General features: G+C 72.5%; 17 protein-coding genes. 8 read left to right on the top strand and 9 right to left on the bottom strand.

Annotated elements, in window-relative coordinates:
- Positions 1 to 12 precede the first annotated feature (12 nt).
- Positions 13 to 1,848, top strand: coding sequence for a translation elongation factor 4 (gene lepA, locus ACIBK9_RS22055; RefSeq protein ID WP_397160683.1), 1,836 nt, complete (start codon positions 13 to 15; stop codon positions 1,846 to 1,848).
- Positions 1,849 to 1,851: 3 nt separating this feature from the next.
- Here the strand turns inward: lepA and ACIBK9_RS22050 are convergent, their stop codons facing one another.
- Together ACIBK9_RS22050 and ACIBK9_RS22045 are read right to left on the bottom strand one after the other, a co-directional pair.
- Positions 1,852 to 2,268 carry an acyl-CoA thioesterase gene (locus tag ACIBK9_RS22050; RefSeq protein WP_397160681.1) on the bottom strand — a complete coding sequence of 139 codons (417 nt, stop codon included), beginning with the start codon at positions 2,266 to 2,268 and terminating at the stop codon, positions 1,852 to 1,854.
- On the bottom strand, positions 2,265 to 2,558 hold the full coding sequence (locus tag ACIBK9_RS22045) for a hypothetical protein (RefSeq protein ID WP_397160679.1): 294 nt from the start codon (positions 2,556 to 2,558) through the stop codon (positions 2,265 to 2,267). Before ACIBK9_RS22045 ends, ACIBK9_RS22050 begins: the two co-directional genes overlap by 4 nt.
- Before the next feature lie 76 nt (positions 2,559 to 2,634).
- Here ACIBK9_RS22045 and ACIBK9_RS22040 point away from each other — a divergent pair, with 76 nt between their 5' ends.
- On the top strand, positions 2,635 to 3,117 hold the full coding sequence (locus ACIBK9_RS22040) for a GNAT family N-acetyltransferase (protein WP_397160677.1): 483 nt from the start codon (positions 2,635 to 2,637) through the stop codon (positions 3,115 to 3,117).
- Between the two features lie 27 nt (positions 3,118 to 3,144).
- On the opposite strand, the gene ACIBK9_RS22035 is transcribed toward ACIBK9_RS22040, so the two are convergent.
- Both ACIBK9_RS22035 and ccmA read right to left on the bottom strand, forming a co-directional pair.
- Positions 3,145 to 4,644, bottom strand: coding sequence for a DUF6297 family protein (locus ACIBK9_RS22035; protein ID WP_397160675.1), 1,500 nt, complete (start codon positions 4,642 to 4,644; stop codon positions 3,145 to 3,147).
- A 55-nt stretch (positions 4,645 to 4,699) separates the two neighbouring features.
- Positions 4,700 to 5,323: a heme ABC exporter ATP-binding protein CcmA gene (gene ccmA / locus ACIBK9_RS22030; protein ID WP_397160673.1), complete on the bottom strand. Its 624-nt coding sequence runs from the start codon at positions 5,321 to 5,323 to the stop codon at positions 4,700 to 4,702.
- Between the two features lie 200 nt (positions 5,324 to 5,523).
- Here ccmA and ACIBK9_RS22025 point away from each other — a divergent pair, with 200 nt between their 5' ends.
- Complete coding sequence (locus tag ACIBK9_RS22025) at positions 5,524 to 5,841, top strand: hypothetical protein (protein ID WP_397160671.1); 318 nt, start codon at positions 5,524 to 5,526, stop codon at positions 5,839 to 5,841.
- 111 nt (positions 5,842 to 5,952) lie between these two features.
- Complete coding sequence (locus tag ACIBK9_RS22020) at positions 5,953 to 6,585, top strand: MOSC domain-containing protein (RefSeq protein WP_397160669.1); 633 nt, start codon at positions 5,953 to 5,955, stop codon at positions 6,583 to 6,585.
- Between the two features lie 27 nt (positions 6,586 to 6,612).
- Here the strand turns inward: ACIBK9_RS22020 and ACIBK9_RS22015 are convergent, their stop codons facing one another.
- Together ACIBK9_RS22015 and ACIBK9_RS22010 are read right to left on the bottom strand one after the other, a co-directional pair.
- Positions 6,613 to 7,857, bottom strand: coding sequence for a glycoside hydrolase family 18 protein (locus tag ACIBK9_RS22015; protein WP_397160667.1), 1,245 nt, complete (start codon positions 7,855 to 7,857; stop codon positions 6,613 to 6,615).
- Between the two features lie 63 nt (positions 7,858 to 7,920).
- Complete coding sequence (locus ACIBK9_RS22010; protein ID WP_397160665.1) at positions 7,921 to 9,126, bottom strand: styrene monooxygenase/indole monooxygenase family protein; 1,206 nt, start codon at positions 9,124 to 9,126, stop codon at positions 7,921 to 7,923.
- Positions 9,127 to 9,181: 55 nt separating this feature from the next.
- Between ACIBK9_RS22010 and hemW the strand changes: the two genes are divergently transcribed.
- Complete coding sequence (gene hemW, locus ACIBK9_RS22005; RefSeq protein ID WP_397160663.1) at positions 9,182 to 10,399, top strand: radical SAM family heme chaperone HemW; 1,218 nt, start codon at positions 9,182 to 9,184, stop codon at positions 10,397 to 10,399.
- Here the strand turns inward: hemW and ACIBK9_RS22000 are convergent.
- The 3 genes from ACIBK9_RS22000 to ACIBK9_RS21990 are packed head-to-tail and all read right to left on the bottom strand — an operon-like array spanning position 10,392 to position 12,717.
- Positions 10,392 to 11,066, bottom strand: coding sequence for a DUF4870 domain-containing protein (locus ACIBK9_RS22000; protein ID WP_397160661.1), 675 nt, complete (start codon positions 11,064 to 11,066; stop codon positions 10,392 to 10,394). The two genes, hemW and ACIBK9_RS22000, sit on opposite strands and share 8 nt — an antisense overlap.
- Positions 11,063 to 11,872 (bottom strand): DUF3097 domain-containing protein, encoded by an 810-nt coding sequence (locus ACIBK9_RS21995; RefSeq protein ID WP_397160659.1) that lies wholly within the window; start codon positions 11,870 to 11,872, stop codon positions 11,063 to 11,065. Before ACIBK9_RS21995 ends, ACIBK9_RS22000 begins: the two co-directional genes overlap by 4 nt.
- Before the next feature lie 17 nt (positions 11,873 to 11,889).
- Positions 11,890 to 12,717: a hypothetical protein gene (locus tag ACIBK9_RS21990; protein WP_387672464.1), complete on the bottom strand. Its 828-nt coding sequence runs from the start codon at positions 12,715 to 12,717 to the stop codon at positions 11,890 to 11,892.
- Positions 12,718 to 12,873: 156 nt separating this feature from the next.
- Here ACIBK9_RS21990 and hrcA point away from each other — a divergent pair, with 156 nt between their 5' ends.
- Genes hrcA through ACIBK9_RS21975 form a run of 3 tightly spaced genes read left to right on the top strand, consistent with a single transcriptional unit; the run spans position 12,874 to position 15,770 of the window.
- Positions 12,874 to 13,887, top strand: coding sequence for a heat-inducible transcriptional repressor HrcA (gene hrcA / locus ACIBK9_RS21985; RefSeq protein WP_387672467.1), 1,014 nt, complete (start codon positions 12,874 to 12,876; stop codon positions 13,885 to 13,887).
- Positions 13,888 to 13,898: 11 nt separating this feature from the next.
- Complete coding sequence (gene dnaJ, locus ACIBK9_RS21980) at positions 13,899 to 15,035, top strand: molecular chaperone DnaJ (protein WP_397160657.1); 1,137 nt, start codon at positions 13,899 to 13,901, stop codon at positions 15,033 to 15,035.
- Between the two features lie 9 nt (positions 15,036 to 15,044).
- Positions 15,045 to 15,770, top strand: a complete 726-nt coding sequence (locus ACIBK9_RS21975; RefSeq protein WP_387672470.1) for a 16S rRNA (uracil(1498)-N(3))-methyltransferase — start codon at positions 15,045 to 15,047, stop codon at positions 15,768 to 15,770.
- Positions 15,771 to 15,776: the final 6 nt, after the last annotated feature.

Below are 15,776 nucleotides of genomic sequence, written 5' to 3'. Positions count from 1 at the left end.
AAACGGACTTCGGTGCGCACTCAGCCTGGCCAGACCGACCCCGCGTTGATCCGCAACTTCTGCATCATCGCGCACATCGACCATGGCAAATCGACCCTTGCCGACCGGATGCTGCAGATCACCGGCGTGGTCGACGACCGCTCCATGCGCGCCCAGTACCTCGACCGGATGGACATCGAGCGCGAACGCGGCATCACGATCAAGTCGCAGGCCGTGCGGCTGCCCTGGGACGGCCACGTCCTCAACATGATCGACACCCCCGGGCACGTCGACTTCACCTACGAGGTGTCCCGGTCGCTGCAGGCGTGCGAGGGCGCGATCCTGCTGGTCGACGCCGCGCAGGGCATCGAGGCGCAGACCCTGGCCAACCTCTACCTGGCCATGAACGCCGACCTGCACATCATCCCGGTGCTCAACAAGATCGACCTGCCCGCGGCCCAGCCGGAGAAGTTCGCCGAGGAGCTGGCCGGCCTGATCGGCTGCGACCCCTCCGACGTGCTCAAGGTCTCGGGCAAGACCGGCGTGGGCGTGCGCGAGCTGCTCGACCACGTGGTGGCGACCGTCCCGGCGCCCGTGGGCCAGGCCGACGCCGCCGCGCGGGCGCTGATCTTCGACTCCGTCTACGACACCTACCGCGGCGTCGTGACGTACGTCAGGGTCATCGACGGCCATCTGAGCAAGCGCGAGCGCATCCTCATGATGTCCACCAACGCCACGCACGAGACGCTGGAGATCGGCGTCATCTCGCCCGAGCCCAAGCCCGCCGAGCGCGGCCTCGGCGTCGGCGAGGTGGGCTACCTGATCACCGGCGTGAAGGACGTGCGCCAGTCGCGCGTGGGTGACACCGTCACCTCCTCGGTCAAGCCCGCCAAGGAGATGCTGGCCGGCTACGAGCACCCCAAGCCGATGGTGTTCTCCGGGCTCTACCCGATCGACGGCGACGAGTACCCCGAGCTGCGCGAGGCGCTCGACAAGCTCCAGCTCAACGACGCCGCGCTGATCTACGAGCCGGAGACCTCGGCCGCGCTCGGCTTCGGCTTCCGCGTCGGCTTCCTCGGCCTGCTGCACATGGAGATCGTGCGCGAGCGCCTGGAGCGCGAGTTCGGCCTGTCGCTGATCTCCACCGCGCCCAACGTGGTCTACCGCGTGGTCATGGAGGACGGCAAGGAGCTCACGGTCACCAACCCGTCCGAGTTCCCGACGGGCGGCAAGATCGCGCAGGTCTTCGAGCCGGTCACCAAGTCCACGATCCTGGCGCCGGCCGAGTTCATCGGCGCGATCATGGAGATCTGCCAGGGGCGGCGCGGCCAGCTCCTCGGCATGGACTACCTGTCCGAGGACCGCGTCGAGATCCGCTACACGCTGCCGCTCGGCGAGATCATCTTCGACTTCTTCGACCAGCTCAAGTCGCGCACCCGCGGCTACGCCTCGCTCGACTACGAGCCCGCCGGCGAGCAGGAGGCCGAGCTGGTCAAGGTCGACATCCTGCTGCAGGGCGAGGCCGTCGACGCCTTCAGCGCGATCGTCCACAAGGACAAGGCCTACTCCTACGGCGTCGACATGGCCAAGAAGCTGCGCGAGCTGATCCCGCGGCAGCAGTTCGAGGTGCCGATCCAGGCCGCCATCGGCGCCCGGGTCATCGCCCGCGAGAACATCCGGGCCATCCGCAAGGACGTCCTGGCCAAGTGTTACGGCGGTGACATCTCCCGTAAGCGCAAGCTGCTGGAGAAGCAGAAGGAAGGCAAGAAGCGGATGAAGATGGTCGGCCGCGTCGAGGTGCCCCAGGAGGCCTTCGTCGCCGCGCTGTCCACCGACTCCGGCGCCGCCGCCGACAAGAGCAAGAAGTAGCCGCTACAGGCCCAGCACGGCGGGCGTTCGCGCGAGCGCCCGCCAGTGCGTGCCCGGGTCGGGGACCAGGCGGCGGGCCCGCAGGTCCATCAGGCCGCCGACGCCGGTCAGCTCGGCGGCCGGCTCGCCGTCCGCGCCCCTGAACTCCTGCCTGATCCGGAACGTCTTCCCCGCGCCCCATTCGAACGCGCAGGTCACCTCCACCTCGTCGCCGGCGCGCAGCTCGCGGTGGAAGCGGATGGTGTTCTCCAGCGTTACCGGGCCGACGCCGGCCTCCCGCAGGTCGTCGATCGAGATGCCGGCCGCGCGCAGGCACTCCCAGCGGGCGTGGTCGCCGTACTGGTGGTAGACCGCGTTGTTGAGGTGGCCCTGGGTGTCGAGCTCGTAGCCGCGTACGGCGATGCGTACCGAGAAGGTCATGATCGTTCCTCCAGCCAGGAGTGTGATTTGGCGGTGAGGTAGCGCAGGCCGTCGTCGCCGAGCTCCAGCCAGTCGCCGCGGGCCCAGCCGCCCGTGGTCTGGGGGGCGAAGCCGTGCCGCTGGAACAGCGCCGACGCCTCCTTCTGGGTGAGACCGCGGCGGCCCCACTCCGCGATGACCCGGGCCGTGCGCTCGGCCTCGCCCGGCTCCTCGTCGCCCAGGGCGGCGGCCAGCTCCTCCAGGCCGCGCGCCATCAGACGCAGCGAGGCCTGCACGCGGGCGATGTCCATCGGCGCTCCCTCATCGCTGTTCGATTGCTACCGATAGCTTAGCGATGGCAGCGGATACCCTGAAAGGGTGGAAGTGGTGCGTACGGAACGAATGATCCTCTCCCGGATCCGCCTGGAGGACCTCGAAGCCGTGCACGAGATCCATTCCGACCCGCGCACGAACGTCTACAGCTCCGCCGGGCCCACCGTCGACCTGGAGGCCAGCCGGGTCATGCTCGACCTGTGGCTGGCCGACTGGGCGGACCGGGGGATCGGCTACTGGGCCGCCCGGCTGACCGAGGGCTCGCAGGTGCTGGGCGTCGGCGGCCTGCGGCACGCGGCCCTGGACGGTGAGGACGTGCTCCACCTGTACTACCGTTTCCGCCCCACCGCCTGGGGCCACGGGTACGCGGTCGAGCTCGCCAGGGCGGCCCTGCGCGTCGGGCGCGGCCTGGGCACCGTGGTGGCCCTGATCGGGGACGGCAACGAGCCGTCCCGCCGGGTGGCGGAGAAGGCGGGCCTGCACAGGCAGCGCACGATCCCGTACGGCGGCGTGCCGAGCGACCTCTACGTCGCCTGACCCGCCCGAGAGCGGTCGCCTGACCGCTCAGAGGCGGGAACGCCCGCCAGGACGGGGCCGCACCAGGACGCCCGCCAGCGCCACCAGGCCGGCCACCGCCTGGGCCGCCAGGAACCCGCCCGGCGCGGCCGGTCCGGTGGCCAGGGCGACCACCGCGGGCAGGCAGCCGAGCAGCGCCAGGTCGGCGCCCGTCGCCGCCCACAACACCGGGCCGGTCGGGACCGCGCCGCCTGGGGTGTCGATGACCGGCATCGAATGGTCGACCGGCCCCCTCCTGGCCATCCGCAGCGCGCCGGCCGCGAGCGCGGGCGCGCTGAGCAGCCCGAACACCCAGGTGCCGGACGGAAGGCCGCCCACCGCCGCGACACCGGCCAGGGCCAGGGCCGCCCACACGCCGCCCAGCAGGCCGGGCAGCAGCGCCCGCGCCGCCAGCGCCGGACGCCGGCCCACGCCGGTCAGCCGGGCCAGGGCGGGGTTGTCGGCGTCCCGGCGCGCCCCGGACGTGCCGGACGCCGCCACCGCCAGCGCCCCGCCGAGCACGACCAGCCCGAGAGCCGCCGGAGCGGCGCCCGCCTGGGCGAACACGGCGGGCAACGCCGCGCTCGCCGCAGTGGCCGCCAGCCGCCAGGGCCGGCGGCCGAGCCGCACCCAGTCCTGCCAGGCCAGCGCGAGCGGCGCGGGCAGCCCCGGCCACGGCCGCGAGGCGAGCTTCCTGGCCCGCCAGTGGTTGTCCTCGGCGATCCAGGTCAGCGCGCCGGGATCGAGGGTGACGGCGGCACTGGTGACGTGCCCGGCCCGGGTGGAGGCGGTCAGCAGCAGACGGGTGGGGATGGCGGCCAGCGACCCCCACGCCCGGCGGGCCAGGACGGCGGCGAGCGCGGCCATGGCCGACGCCGTGGCGGCCAGCGCGGGCAGGGGCGCGTTCGCGGCGGCCGCGAGCGCCGTACGGGCCTGCCCGCTGACGGCGACCACGGCCAGCACCAGGAGCGCGACCAGCACGCCGGTCAGCCACACGTTCCAGGTCGGGGAGGACTGGGCGAGCATCGCCAGCGCCATGCCCGCCACGCTCGCCGCCGTCGCCACCGCCAGGGCGGCCAGCAGCCGCCACACCAGCGCGCCGGGCGCGCCGAGCGCCGCCAGCAGCCCGAGCCCGAGCAGCAGCCCCGCCACCAGCGCGACGACCATGAGCACCCGCCCGGAACGCCCGAGCAGCCGCCGCCGGTCCAGCGGCGAGGTCAGCAACCAGGACGCCTCCGCCGCCGGCACCATCACCGGCCCGGCCGCCCGCGCCAGCGCCAGGCAGCCCGCGAACCCCAGCAGCACCAGGGCGACCCCGGCGCCCATCCGTCCCGGCTCGACCGTCCCGCCCAGGCCGGAGACCACCGAGGACAGCGGCTGCCCGACGACGGCGAGCAGCATGCACAGGCCGAACAGGCTGACGTAACGATCGACCAGACCGGCCGGGGCACGCCCGCGCGCCCGGACGAACGCCCGCACCGACCGCACGCTCACCTCGCCCGCGCTCACCGTCCGCCCGCCTTTCCCGTCAGGCCGGTCTCCCGGACGACGGCGTCGTGGCCGCTCATGCGGGCACCCCGGCGGGGGAGACCCGGCGGGCGGCGTCGGCCAGGGCCTGGTCGTGGGTGGCCATTACCACGGTGCCGCCCTCGTCGGCGTACTCCTCCAGCAGTTCCCCGAGCCGGACGCGGAAGGCCGCGTCGAGGCCGCGTTCGGGCTCGTCGAGCAGCAGCAGCGTGCTCGGCCTGAGCAGCGTGGCGGCCAGGCAGAGGCGCTGGCGCTGGCCGGTGGACAGGTTGAGCGGCGGCGCGTCGGCCCGCTCGGTCAGCGCGAACTCCTCCAGCGCCGAGTCCACCGTCATGCGCGCCTCGGCGTACACGGCGCCCATGAGCTCCAGGTGCTCGCGCGCCGTCAGCCCCGGGTACCAGGCGGGCTCGTCGCCGAGCAGCGCAACGCGGCGCCAGAAGGGCGCGTCGTCGGCGGGCTCGGCGCCGAACACGCGGACCTCGCCGGAGGTGGCGGGCTGGAGGCCGGCCAGGCAGCGCAGCAACGTGGACTTGCCCGATCCGTTGGGCCCGACGACCGCCACGACCTCACCCGGCTCGACGACCAGGTCGAGGCTCCGGAGCACGGGATTGCCCCCGAGCTCGACGGACAGGTCCGCGACTTCGATGATCAAACCGCTCACCGTTCGAGCGTAGCCACCCCACCGGCCGCCCGCGCGACCGGTCTCCAGGGCCTTTCCAGGGCCTTGCCCCCGCCTTCCCAGGGCCTTTCCGGGGCCTTCCCAGGGCCTTTCCGGGGCCTTTCCGGGTCGGGAGAGCCGATTCTGTCGGTGCCGGTCGCTACCTTTGCTGTTCCCGAACACCAGTGCTACTGGAGGGTGACGTGATTGCTTCTGAGCGATTCGAGCGTGCCGCTGTGCTGGGGGTGGCCGTGGCGGAGGAGACCAGGCGGCTGCTGCGGCTTCACCTGAGACCCGCCGAGGTGGGTGGCGACGGCAAGGTGGTGGTCGACGTGCCCTATCCCGACGCGGCGGTGGTGGCGGCGCTGCTCGACGTCGCGGCCGAGTGTTTCGGCGAACGTGGCGGCTCGGTCGAGGAGACCAGGCAGGCGGCCCTGGAGACCCTGTTACAGCTGGCCGAGTTCGACGCCGAGTCCCAGCTCGCCCGGGTGGCGCCGGAGCCCGACGACAGGCGCGGGTGACGGCTCGGCGAACAGGCCGAATAGTCACATGTCCGTTCTTCTCTGTTGATAGGGCGAGAAAGGCGGAAAAATCGGTGCGTCGCGGGCCCGTCCGTCCGCTACCGTCGCGGCATGCGCATCCTCTCCGTCAACGTCGGGCTGTCGTCCGACGCGGAATGGGCCGGCAAGCTCGGCCGTACGGCGATCGACAAGCGGGCCGTGCCCCACCGGGTGGAGGTGCTGCGCAACGGCCTGGCCGGCGACGAGCGGGCCGACACGCCCAACCACGGCGCCCCCACCCATGCCGTCTACGCCTACGCCCGCGAGGACTACGACTGGTGGCAGGGGGAGCTCGGCCGCGACCTGCGCGACGGCCGCTTCGGGGAGAACCTGACCACCGCGGGCCTCGACGTCAACGGCGCCCTCGTGGGCGAGCGGTGGCGCGTCGGCAGCGCCCTGCTGGAGGTCACCGGCCCGCGCATCCCCTGCGTGGTGTTCCGCAACTGGATGGACGAGCCGGGCTGGCTCAAGCGCTTCACGCGCGCCGCGCGGCCGGGCGCCTACCTGGCCGTGGTCGAACTGGGCGAGCTGGGCGTGGGGGACGAGGTGGAGATCGTCTCGCGCCCGGAGACCGGGATGACCGTGGCGGACGCCTTCCGCGCCCGCCACGGCGACGCCGACGCGCTGGCCCGGGTGCTCGCGGTCCCCGGCCACGCCCCGGAATGGGACGAGCTGGCCGCGCGCGCGGGCCAGGCGAGCGACTAGGGACCGCCCGCCCGGTCGGGCGTCCGTCTAGCGCAGGACGGTGTACAGGGCCGAGGTGAGGGAGGCGCGGGCGTCGTCCTGGTCGATCGACCACATCATCGAGCCGCCCAGGCCCTTGAGCCGGATGTAGGCCGCCTTCTCCAGCAGCGACGCCGGGTCGTCGTAGGACCAGAACTCGTTGCCGTCGTAGAGCCACATCGCGCCGGTGCGCACGTCCCGGTAGCGCTTGCCGGGCTTGGCGACCAGGTCCTTGTAGTCCTCGCTGCCCGGCCCCCACTTGCCGGCGGCCGGACCGGTCGCGGGCTGCCAGAGGCCGTCGCCGCCGCCGGTCACGCCGGTCCAGCCCTGCCCGTACGCGGGCACGCCCACGACGATCTTGCGGCCGGGCGCGCCGCGCGACAGGTAGTCGCGGACGGTCTGGTCCACGCTGTACCTGACGGGGTTGGGGTCGCGCCGGTCGTTGAACAGGTTCCCGTTGTGCCCGGTCCGCGACTCCCAGGTGCCGTGCAGGTCGTACCCCTGGACGGTGGCGAAGTCGAGCGACCGGAACACCCGGCGCACCTCGAACCCGGCGTCGATCTTCGCGGCGGCGGCCGGGAGGAAGGCGGTGAGCTGGGAGCTCGCGGAGAAGGCCCGGAGCTGGGCGCGCAGTTCCTCGACGAAGAGGGTGAAGTTGCGCCGGTCCTCGGGCCTGATCACGTTCCCGTCGTTGCCCGCCGAACCCGGCCACTCCCAGTCCAGGTCGACGCCGTCGAACACGCCGGCGCCCGCGCCGGGCTCCAGGCCCGGCAGGTTGCCGCGCAGCCACAGGTCGACGCACGACCGGGCCAGCGCGGACCGCGACTCGGCGGTGAGCACGGCGTCGGAGAAGTACTTGGATCCGGTCCAGCCGCCGAGCGAGATCAGCACCTTGAGGCCGGGGTGCTTGGCCTTGAGCTTGCGCAGCTGGTTGAGGTTGCCGTTGAGCGCCTGGCCCGGCTGGTCGGCGACGCCGTCCACGCTCTGCTCGGCCGGCACCGGGCGCTGCCAGTCGGCCCAGGGGTCGGCCGAGTAGCAGGAGCCTTCGGCGTTGACGAAGCCGAAGGCGTAGTTGAGGTGGGTGAGCTTGGCGGCGGCGCCGCTGGTGTCCACGTCCTTGACGTGGTAGTTGCGCCCGTACACGCCCCACTGGATGAAGTAGGCGACCCGCTTGAATCCGGGATGGGCCTCGGCGGGCGCGGACACCGCCGTGAGCCCGAGTAAGAGCGAGAGTGCGAGGACGATCTTCTTCACGGGCGCTCCTGGGGGGTGAACTTATAAGAAACTTTCCTATAAGTTGACGCGATCGTAGAACCGTCACCCCGTGCCGTCAACGACGCGCGACACCTCCTCGGCGCTGGAGAACAGCCGCCACGCGCGCGCCGGGTCGCCGAACAGCGACAGCACCAGATCGGCCACCTCCTGCCTGGTCGCGGCGGCGGCGAGCAGGGTGAGGACGTGCTCGGCCGGCGGCCGCAGGAAGGCGTTCGTCCACGCGACGACCGGCTCGGCCGCCACCCACATGCGCCGGGCCGTCTCCCGCGCGAACGCCGCGTCGTAGGGGCCGCCCGCCGCGATGGCCTCGGCCGCGATCCAGGCGCAGGCCGAGCCCAGGTTCGCGCCCTGCCCGGTGATCGGGTCGTTGGTGACCCAGGCGTCGCCGATCGCCAGCGCCACGCCGCCGCCGGGCAGCTCGGCCACCGCCTCGCGCACGACCGGCGTGATCGCGCCCTGCAACAGGTCCTCCGGCCCGAGCAGCTCGAACGCGACCGGATCGATCAGCTCGGCCAGGCGCGGCGCGTGCTCGGGCAGCAGGGCGAGCAGCGTCCTGCAGAACTCGTCGGCGGGCACCCGGGCCAGCACGTCGAGCGGCCCGCCGGGGATCGCCTCGATCAGGACGCCGCCATGCACGCCCGACCGCGTCATCATCGCCATGCACAGGATCTCGCCGCAACCGGGCGAGATGTTGAAGCCGAAGGCCGGCCCGGGATCGAACCCGTGGAACAGCCCGGCGGCCAGGATCCGCTGCGGCGCCTCGTACGGAGACCAGGCCGGAACCCGCGGGAACAGCTCGCGCACCGAGCGCCGCCCGGTGGCCACCACCATCAGCTCGTGGTCGCGCGACCAGTGGGCGACCTGGCCCGCGTCCGGCGGGAGGGGATCGACGACCAGGCGGCCGCCTCTGCTCGTGTAGTCGTCCATGAGCGCCGGCAGCAGCACCCGGAAGTCGACCCCGTGGAACGGCTCGGTCACGCGGCCGGTGAACTCCAGCGGCGGATCGCCCTTGATCGAGAGCCTGCCGCTGACCAGCAGGCAGCCGGGGTCGAGGAAGTGCAGGCTGCCCAGCTCCCGCTCGCGGTCCTGCGCGCGGCCCATCCTGCCGACCGTGTTCGGCAGCCGCCCGCGGCCCAGGTCGGCCGCGTCGCCCTCGCTGTAGAGCGTGGTCGCGACGCCGAGCTGCTGGAGTCGCAAGGCCAGCGTCAGGCCGGAGATCCCCGCGCCCACGATTCCCACGCCCGTCATGTGCCGCCTCCTTCGATGGCTCGGAGCACACCCGTGAGCAGGCACACTGGATGACGTGCCATCCACCCTGCCCGACGGCGATCCGGCGCCCGCCTCCGGCGAGCTGCCCGACAGCGCGCTGCGCGGGCTCGGCGAGCGCCCGTTCGGCTTCTACGTGCACGTGCCCTTCTGCGTCACCCGCTGCGGCTACTGCGATTTCAACACCTACACCGCCGCCGAGCTAGGGCCCGGCGCCTCCCACCGCGACTACGCCGACACGGTCGTGGCGGAGGTGCGCCTGGCCCGGCGCGTGCTCGGCGACGCCGACCTGCCCGTGGAGACGGTGTTCTTCGGCGGCGGCACGCCCACGCTGCTGCCGCCCGAGGACCTGGCGCGCGTCCTGGCCGCGATCGACGCCGAGTTCGGGCTGCGGCCGGGGGCGGAGGTCACCACCGAGGCCAACCCCGAGTCCGTCGACCCCGCCTACCTCGACAAACTCCGTCAGGGCGGCTTCAACCGGATCAGCTTCGGCATGCAGAGCGCACGTGAGCACGTGCTCCAGGTGCTCGACCGCCGGCACACGCCGGGCCGTCCGGCGCGGGCCGTCCAGGAGGCGCGGGCGGCCGGGTTCGAGCACGTCAACCTCGACCTGATCTACAGCACGCCGGGGGAGTCCGACGACGACTGGCGGGCCTCGCTGGCCGCCGCGATCGAGGCCGGACCCGACCACGTGTCGGCGTACTCGCTGATCGTGGAGGAGGGCACCAGGCTCGCGGCCCGGATCCGGCGCGGCGAGCTGCCGATGCCCGACGACGACGTCGCCGCCGACCGCTACCTGATCGCCGAGGAGATGCTGGCCGAAGCCGGTTTCTCCTGGTACGAGGTGTCCAACTGGGCCACCTCCGAGCAGGCCCGCTGCCGGCACAACCTGCTCTACTGGACCGGCGGCGACTGGTGGGCCGCCGGCCCCGGCGCCCACAGCCACGTCGGCGGCACCCGCTGGTGGAACGTCAAGCACCCGGCCGCCTACGCCCAGCGCCTGGCGGCGGACGCCTCGCCCGCGCACGCGCGCGAGGTGCTCACCGGCGACGACCGGGCCGCCGAGCGGCTGATGCTGGAGCTGCGGCTGATCTCCGGCTACCCGCTCGCCGAGGTCGCCCCCGGCGCCCGCACGTCCGTGGCGAGCGCGCTGGCGCGCGGGCTGCTGGAGCCCGAGCCGTTCAGGGCGGGCCGGATGGTGCTCACCCTCAAGGGGCGGCTGCTGGCCGACGCCCTGATCACCGAGCTCATGTGACCAGGCGGATGGCGAACGGGTAGCGGTAGTTCTCGCCCCGGTTGGTGGCGATGGCCGCCTGGACGTGGAAGATCAGCGACACGATCCAGATGATCGGGAACAGCAGCAGGCCGACCAGCACGATCGACAGCACGATGGCCACCGCGTAGCCGATGAACATCGTGATCTGGAAGTTCAGCGCCTCGGCCGCCTGGTCCCTGACATAGGGGGACTCGTCCTTCTTCATCAGGTAGATGACCAGCGGGCCGATCCACGAGACCAGCAGGCCGAGCAGGTGGGCGAGCATGGCCATCGTGGTGTCGTCGCTGCCGCGGCGCGGGCCGAACCGGCCGGGCACGTACGGCCCGGCGGGGTAGCCGTAACCCGGCTGCTGCCCGTAGCCCGGAGCCTGGCCGTGGCCCGGGGGCTGGCCGTAGCCGGGCGGCGGGGGGACGTAGGGCGGCGGCGTGGGCATGGGGCCGGGCTGCGGACCGGGCCGGCTCGGCGGCTGCCGCCCGTAGTCGGGCTGGGAACCCGGCTGCTGCCCGTAGCCGAGCTGAGGGCCCGAGCCCTGGTCCCGGGGCACGTCAGAAGGCGGCACGTCGTAAGGCGGGACGTCGTAAGGCGGGACGTCAGAGGGCGGGACGTCGGGAGTGGAGTCGTCGGGGGGTGGCGGGGCCTGGCTCATGATGCCTCCGTAACGAAGTCGATCAGTTCCTCGACCCGGCCGAGCAGCTCCGGCTCCAGGTCGGCGTAGGACGAGACGGCGCCCAGAATGCGCCGCCAGGCGTCCGCGGGCTCCATGCGCCAGCCCAGTGCGGCGAGCACGCCCTCCTTCCACGGCACCCCGCGCGGCACGTCGGGCCAGCCCGGGATGCGCAGCACGGACGGTTTGACCGCCTGCCAGATGTCGATGTACGGATGACCCACGACGAGCACGTGCGGCGAGGTGATCCGGGCCGCGATCCGGCTCTCCTTCGACCCCGGCACCAGATGGTCGACCAGCACGCCCAGCCTGCGGCCCGGCTCGGGGGCGAACTCGGCCACGATGGCGGGCAGGTCGTCGACGCCCTCCAGGTACTCGACCACGACCCCCTCGACCCGCAGGTCGTGGCCCCAGATCTTCTCCACGAGCGCGGCGTCGTGCACGCCCTCGACGTAGATCCGGCTCTCCTTGGCGACCCGGGCCCGCAGCCCCTCCACGGCGATGGACCCGGACGCGCTGCGCCTGGGCCCCGCCGGGGCCGCGGCCGTCGGGCGCACCAGCGTCACGGGCCTGCCCTCCAGCAGGAACGCGGCCGGGGCCAGCGGGAACAGGCGGCGTTTGCCGAACCGGTCCTCCAGGGTGACGGCCTCCTTGTCGCAGGCCACCACGGCACCGCAGAAGCCGCTGTCGGCGTCCTCCACGACCAGGTCGAGTTCGGCGGGCACCTTCGGGATCTTGCCCTTGCCCGGCCGCCGCCAATTGCCCGCCAGCACATCGCCCTCGTACACACGGGGACCGTAGCAAATCACCCGCTGACCGCAAGGCGCTTACGCGCGCCGCTGCGCCGTACGAGGACGACGACGGTGCCGATGATGCCGATGAGCAGGCCGGCGCCGGGGAACAGGAACAGCGCCGCCACCCCGCCGAACAGGCCGCCCGCCGCGGACAGCACGTCACGGCCCACGCCGAAGCGGGCCGACGACTCCTCCTGCGTGGCGCAGGTCAGCTGGTAGTCGCCCTTGGCGGGGGCGTTGACGGCGAGGATCTCCTGCCAGGTGGTGCCGCCGGCGCTGAGCGTCTGGGTGCCGGAGACCTTGACCAGCCTGGCCTGGGCCGGGCCGCCGGAGATCTCGCACTGGTAGTTGACCCGCGTGTCGGTGGCGATGTAGACGGCCGGGCGCTTGGCGGGGTCGATCGCGACCTTCACGCTTTCGCCCGACGCGAACGTGCTCGTCGGGGCCATGTCCGAGACGCTGCTCAGCACGCCGCCGGCGAACACGACCACGCCCACGACGCCGAGCACGACGGCCACGGCCCACACGACGGCGATCCACCACAGGCGCGGCTTGATCGCCTTGCCGTCGATCCTGGCCGGGAACTGCGGCTGGCCGCCGTACTGGTTGTGGGGGCCGTACTGGTCGGGGTGGGCGTACTGGTTCTGCTGGCCGTACTGGTTCTGCTGGTCGTACTGGGGCGGGGGGCCGTACTGGGCGGGCGGCTGTTGCTGCTGGTAGGGCGGCTGGCCGTGCTGCTGGGGCTGGTACGGAGGCTGGGCGTACTGGTTCGGCTGACCGTAGTAGGGACCCTGCCCCTGGGGCGGTCCGTACTGCGGGGGCTGGGAATTGTCGGTCATGCGGCAAGTGTGAGGCCTGTCGCTTGTAAGTCGCTAGCAACAGGATGGGACCTGGTGTTATCGCACCTTGTGGGCGAGAGCCGTACACTTGGCACTCGGGAACACGGAGTGCTAGACCTGTCGTTTCCCTGTTAGGCAGAGGCAGGAGGTGAGCACGTGCTCGACGAACGGAAGCTGGCGGTGCTCCGCGCCATTGTCGAAGACTACGTGTCCACCAACGAACCGGTGGGCTCCAAGGCGCTGGCGGAGCGCCACAACCTCAAGGTCTCCCCGGCAACGGTCAGGAACGACATGGCCGCTCTGGAGGAGGACGGGTACATCACCCAGCCGCACACCAGCGCGGGCCGCGTGCCGACGGACAAGGGCTACCGCCTGTTCGTCGACCGGCTCTCGCAGGTCAAGCCCCTGTCGGGGGCCGAGCGGCGGGCGATCGAGACCTTCCTCGCCGGCGCGGTCGACCTCGACGACGTGGTCTTCCGCACCGTGCGGCTGCTCGCGCAGCTCACCAGGCAGGTAGCGGTCGTGCAGTACCCGACGCTGACCCGTTCCACGGTCAGGCACGTCGAGCTGGTCCCGCTCAACGAGCGGCGGGTCATGCTCGTGCTGATCACCAACACCGGGCGCGTCGAGCAGCGCGTGATCGAGCTGCCCGAGGTGGTGGAGGACGACCGCATCGCCCATCTGCGCGCGGTGCTCAACTCCTGCCTCGACGGCTGCGGGCTGAGCAACGTCCCCGAGCTGGTCGCCGACCTGCCCGAGCGGCTGCCCGCCGAGGACCGGCCCGCCGTGGCCACGATCCTGTCGGTGCTGCTCGAAACCCTCGTCGAACGCCATGACGAGAAGATCGTGTTCGCCGGCGCGGCCAATCTCGCGGGCGCCGACTTCTCCACCGGCCTGCGCGACGTGCTGGAGGCGCTGGAGGAGCAGGTCGTGCTCATGCGGTTGCTCGGCGAGACATCCACAGACACCCCGTCCGCGCTCACCGTGCGCATCGGCTCGGAAAACCCCTACCTTCGCGGCACGTCCATCGTCGCAACCGGATACGGTTCTGGCGACAACCAACTGGCCCGGCTCGGCGTGCTGGGTCCCACGAGGATGGACTACCCCGTGACGATGGGCGCCGTACGCGCGGTGGCACGCTACGTCAGCCAGATCCTGGCTGCATCTTAAGAGGTCGATAAGTGGCAAACAGCGACTACTACGCCACCCTCGGGGTGCGCCGTGACGCCAGTCAGGACGAGATCAAGAAGGCCTACCGCCGCCTCGCCCGCGAGCTGCACCCCGACGTGAACCCCGATCCTGAGACCCAGGAGCGGTTCAAGGAGATCACGCAGGCCTACGAGGTGCTGTCCGATCCGAACAAGCGCCAGATGTACGACCTGGGCGGCGACCCCTTCGGCGGCGGCGCGGGCGCGGGCGCCGGCGGCTTCGGCGCGGGCTTTCCCTTCAGCGACATCATGGACGCCTTCTTCGGCACCGCGGGCGGCACCCGCGGGCCGCGCTCGCGCGCCAGGAGGGGCCGCAACGCCACCATCCGGGTCGAGCTCGACCTGCGCGAGACGGCGTTCGGCACCACCCGCGAGCTGGTCGTGGACACCGCCGTGCTGTGCGAGGTGTGCCACGGCGCCGGCGCAGCCCCCGGCACCCACCCTGACACCTGTGACATGTGCAACGGGCGCGGCGAGATCTCCCAGGTCACCCGCTCGTTCCTGGGCCAGGTCATGACCTCGCGGCCGTGCCCCCAGTGCGGCGGCTTCGGCAGCATCATCCGCCACCCCTGCCAGGAGTGCTCGGGCGACGGCCGGGTGCGCACCCGCCGTACGATCAAGGTCCGCATCCCCGCGGGCGTCGAGGACGGCACCCACATCCAGCTCGCCGGCGAGGGCGAGGTCGGCCCCGGCGGCGGCCCGCCCGGAGACCTGTTCCTGGAGATCGTCGAACGCGCGCACGAGATCTTCGAGCGGCGCGGCGACGACCTCCACTGCACGGTCCAGATCCCGATGACGGCCGCCGCGCTCGGCACCATCCTCGCCGTCGAGACGCTCGACGGATCCGAGGAGATCGACGTGCGCCCCGGCACCCAGTCCGGCCAGGTCATCACCATGTACGGGCGCGGCGTGCAGCGGCTCAACGAGTCCGGCAGGGGCGACCTGCTCATCCACGTCAACGTCGAGACCCCGATGCGGCTCGACCAGACGCAGGAGGACCTGCTGCGCGAGCTGTCCAGGCTGCGCGGCGAGGAGCGGCCGCCGGGAAAGTTCGCCCCGGGGCAGCAGGGTTTTTTCTCCCGCCTGCGTGACGCCTTCAACGGCAGGTGACGATCACCCGTGACCGTCCCCGTGTTCCTCGCCGAGGACCTCAACGGCGCCGAGCTCACGCTCGACGGCCCTGAGGGGCGGCACGCGGCCTCCGTGCGGCGCCTGCGCGCCGGCGAGCGGGTCGACCTGACCAACGGCGCGGGCGACGTCGCCGAGTGCGTGGTGCGCGAGGTGTTCAAGGACGCGCTCGCGCTCGACGTGCTCGCCCGCTACACCGTCGAGCCGCCCGCGCGGCGGCTGGTGGTCGTCCAGGGGCTGCCCAAGGGCGACAGGGGCGAGCTGGCCGTCGAGATGATGACCGAGGTGGGGGTCGACGTGATCGTGCCCTGGGCCGCCTCGCGCAGCATCACGCAGTGGAAGGGCGACAAGATCGCCAAGGCGCTGGGCCGCTGGCGTGCCACGGCCCGCGAGGCCGGCAAGCAGGCGCGCCGGTTCCACCTGCCGCAGGTGGCCGAGCTCGCCTCCACCGCCCAGGTCGAGGGGCTGCTGGCCGACGCGGCGCTGGGGCTCGTGCTGCACGAGGAGGCCGCCGAGCCGCTGTCGAAGGTGGCACTGCCGCCCGGCGGCGACATCGTCGTCGTCGTGGGGCCGGAGGGCGGGGTCTCGGAGGAGGAGCTGCGCAGGTTCGCCGCGGCCAAGGCGGTGCCCGTGCTGCTCGGGCCCACCGTGCTGCGCACCTCCACGGCGGGGGTGGCGGCGGCGGCCGTGCTGCTCGCGCGTACCGGGCGCTGGTGATTCCAG

It is taken from the genome of Nonomuraea sp. NPDC050227 (genome assembly GCF_044459705.1).
GTDB lineage: Bacteria > Actinomycetota > Actinomycetes > Streptosporangiales > Streptosporangiaceae > Nonomuraea.
Note: the sequence above shows the minus strand (reverse complement) of the source record. Positions and strands in the feature narration are given on the sequence as shown.

Excerpts from the sequence above, each read along its gene's own strand:
- ACIBK9_RS22050 (WP_397160681.1), bottom strand. The coding sequence starts at position 2,268 with ATGACCTTCTCGGTACGCATCGCCGTACGCGGCTACGAGCTCGACACC.
- ACIBK9_RS22045 (WP_397160679.1), bottom strand. The coding sequence starts at position 2,558 with ATGGACATCGCCCGCGTGCAGGCCTCGCTGCGTCTGATGGCGCGCGGC.
- ACIBK9_RS22020 (WP_397160669.1), top strand. The coding sequence starts at position 5,953 with ATGCGCATCCTCTCCGTCAACGTCGGGCTGTCGTCCGACGCGGAATGG.
- ACIBK9_RS22010 (WP_397160665.1), bottom strand. The coding sequence starts at position 9,126 with ATGACGGGCGTGGGAATCGTGGGCGCGGGGATCTCCGGCCTGACGCTG.
- ACIBK9_RS22000 (WP_397160661.1), bottom strand. The coding sequence starts at position 11,066 with ATGAGCCAGGCCCCGCCACCCCCCGACGACTCCACTCCCGACGTCCCG.
- ACIBK9_RS21990 (WP_387672464.1), bottom strand. The coding sequence starts at position 12,717 with ATGACCGACAATTCCCAGCCCCCGCAGTACGGACCGCCCCAGGGGCAG.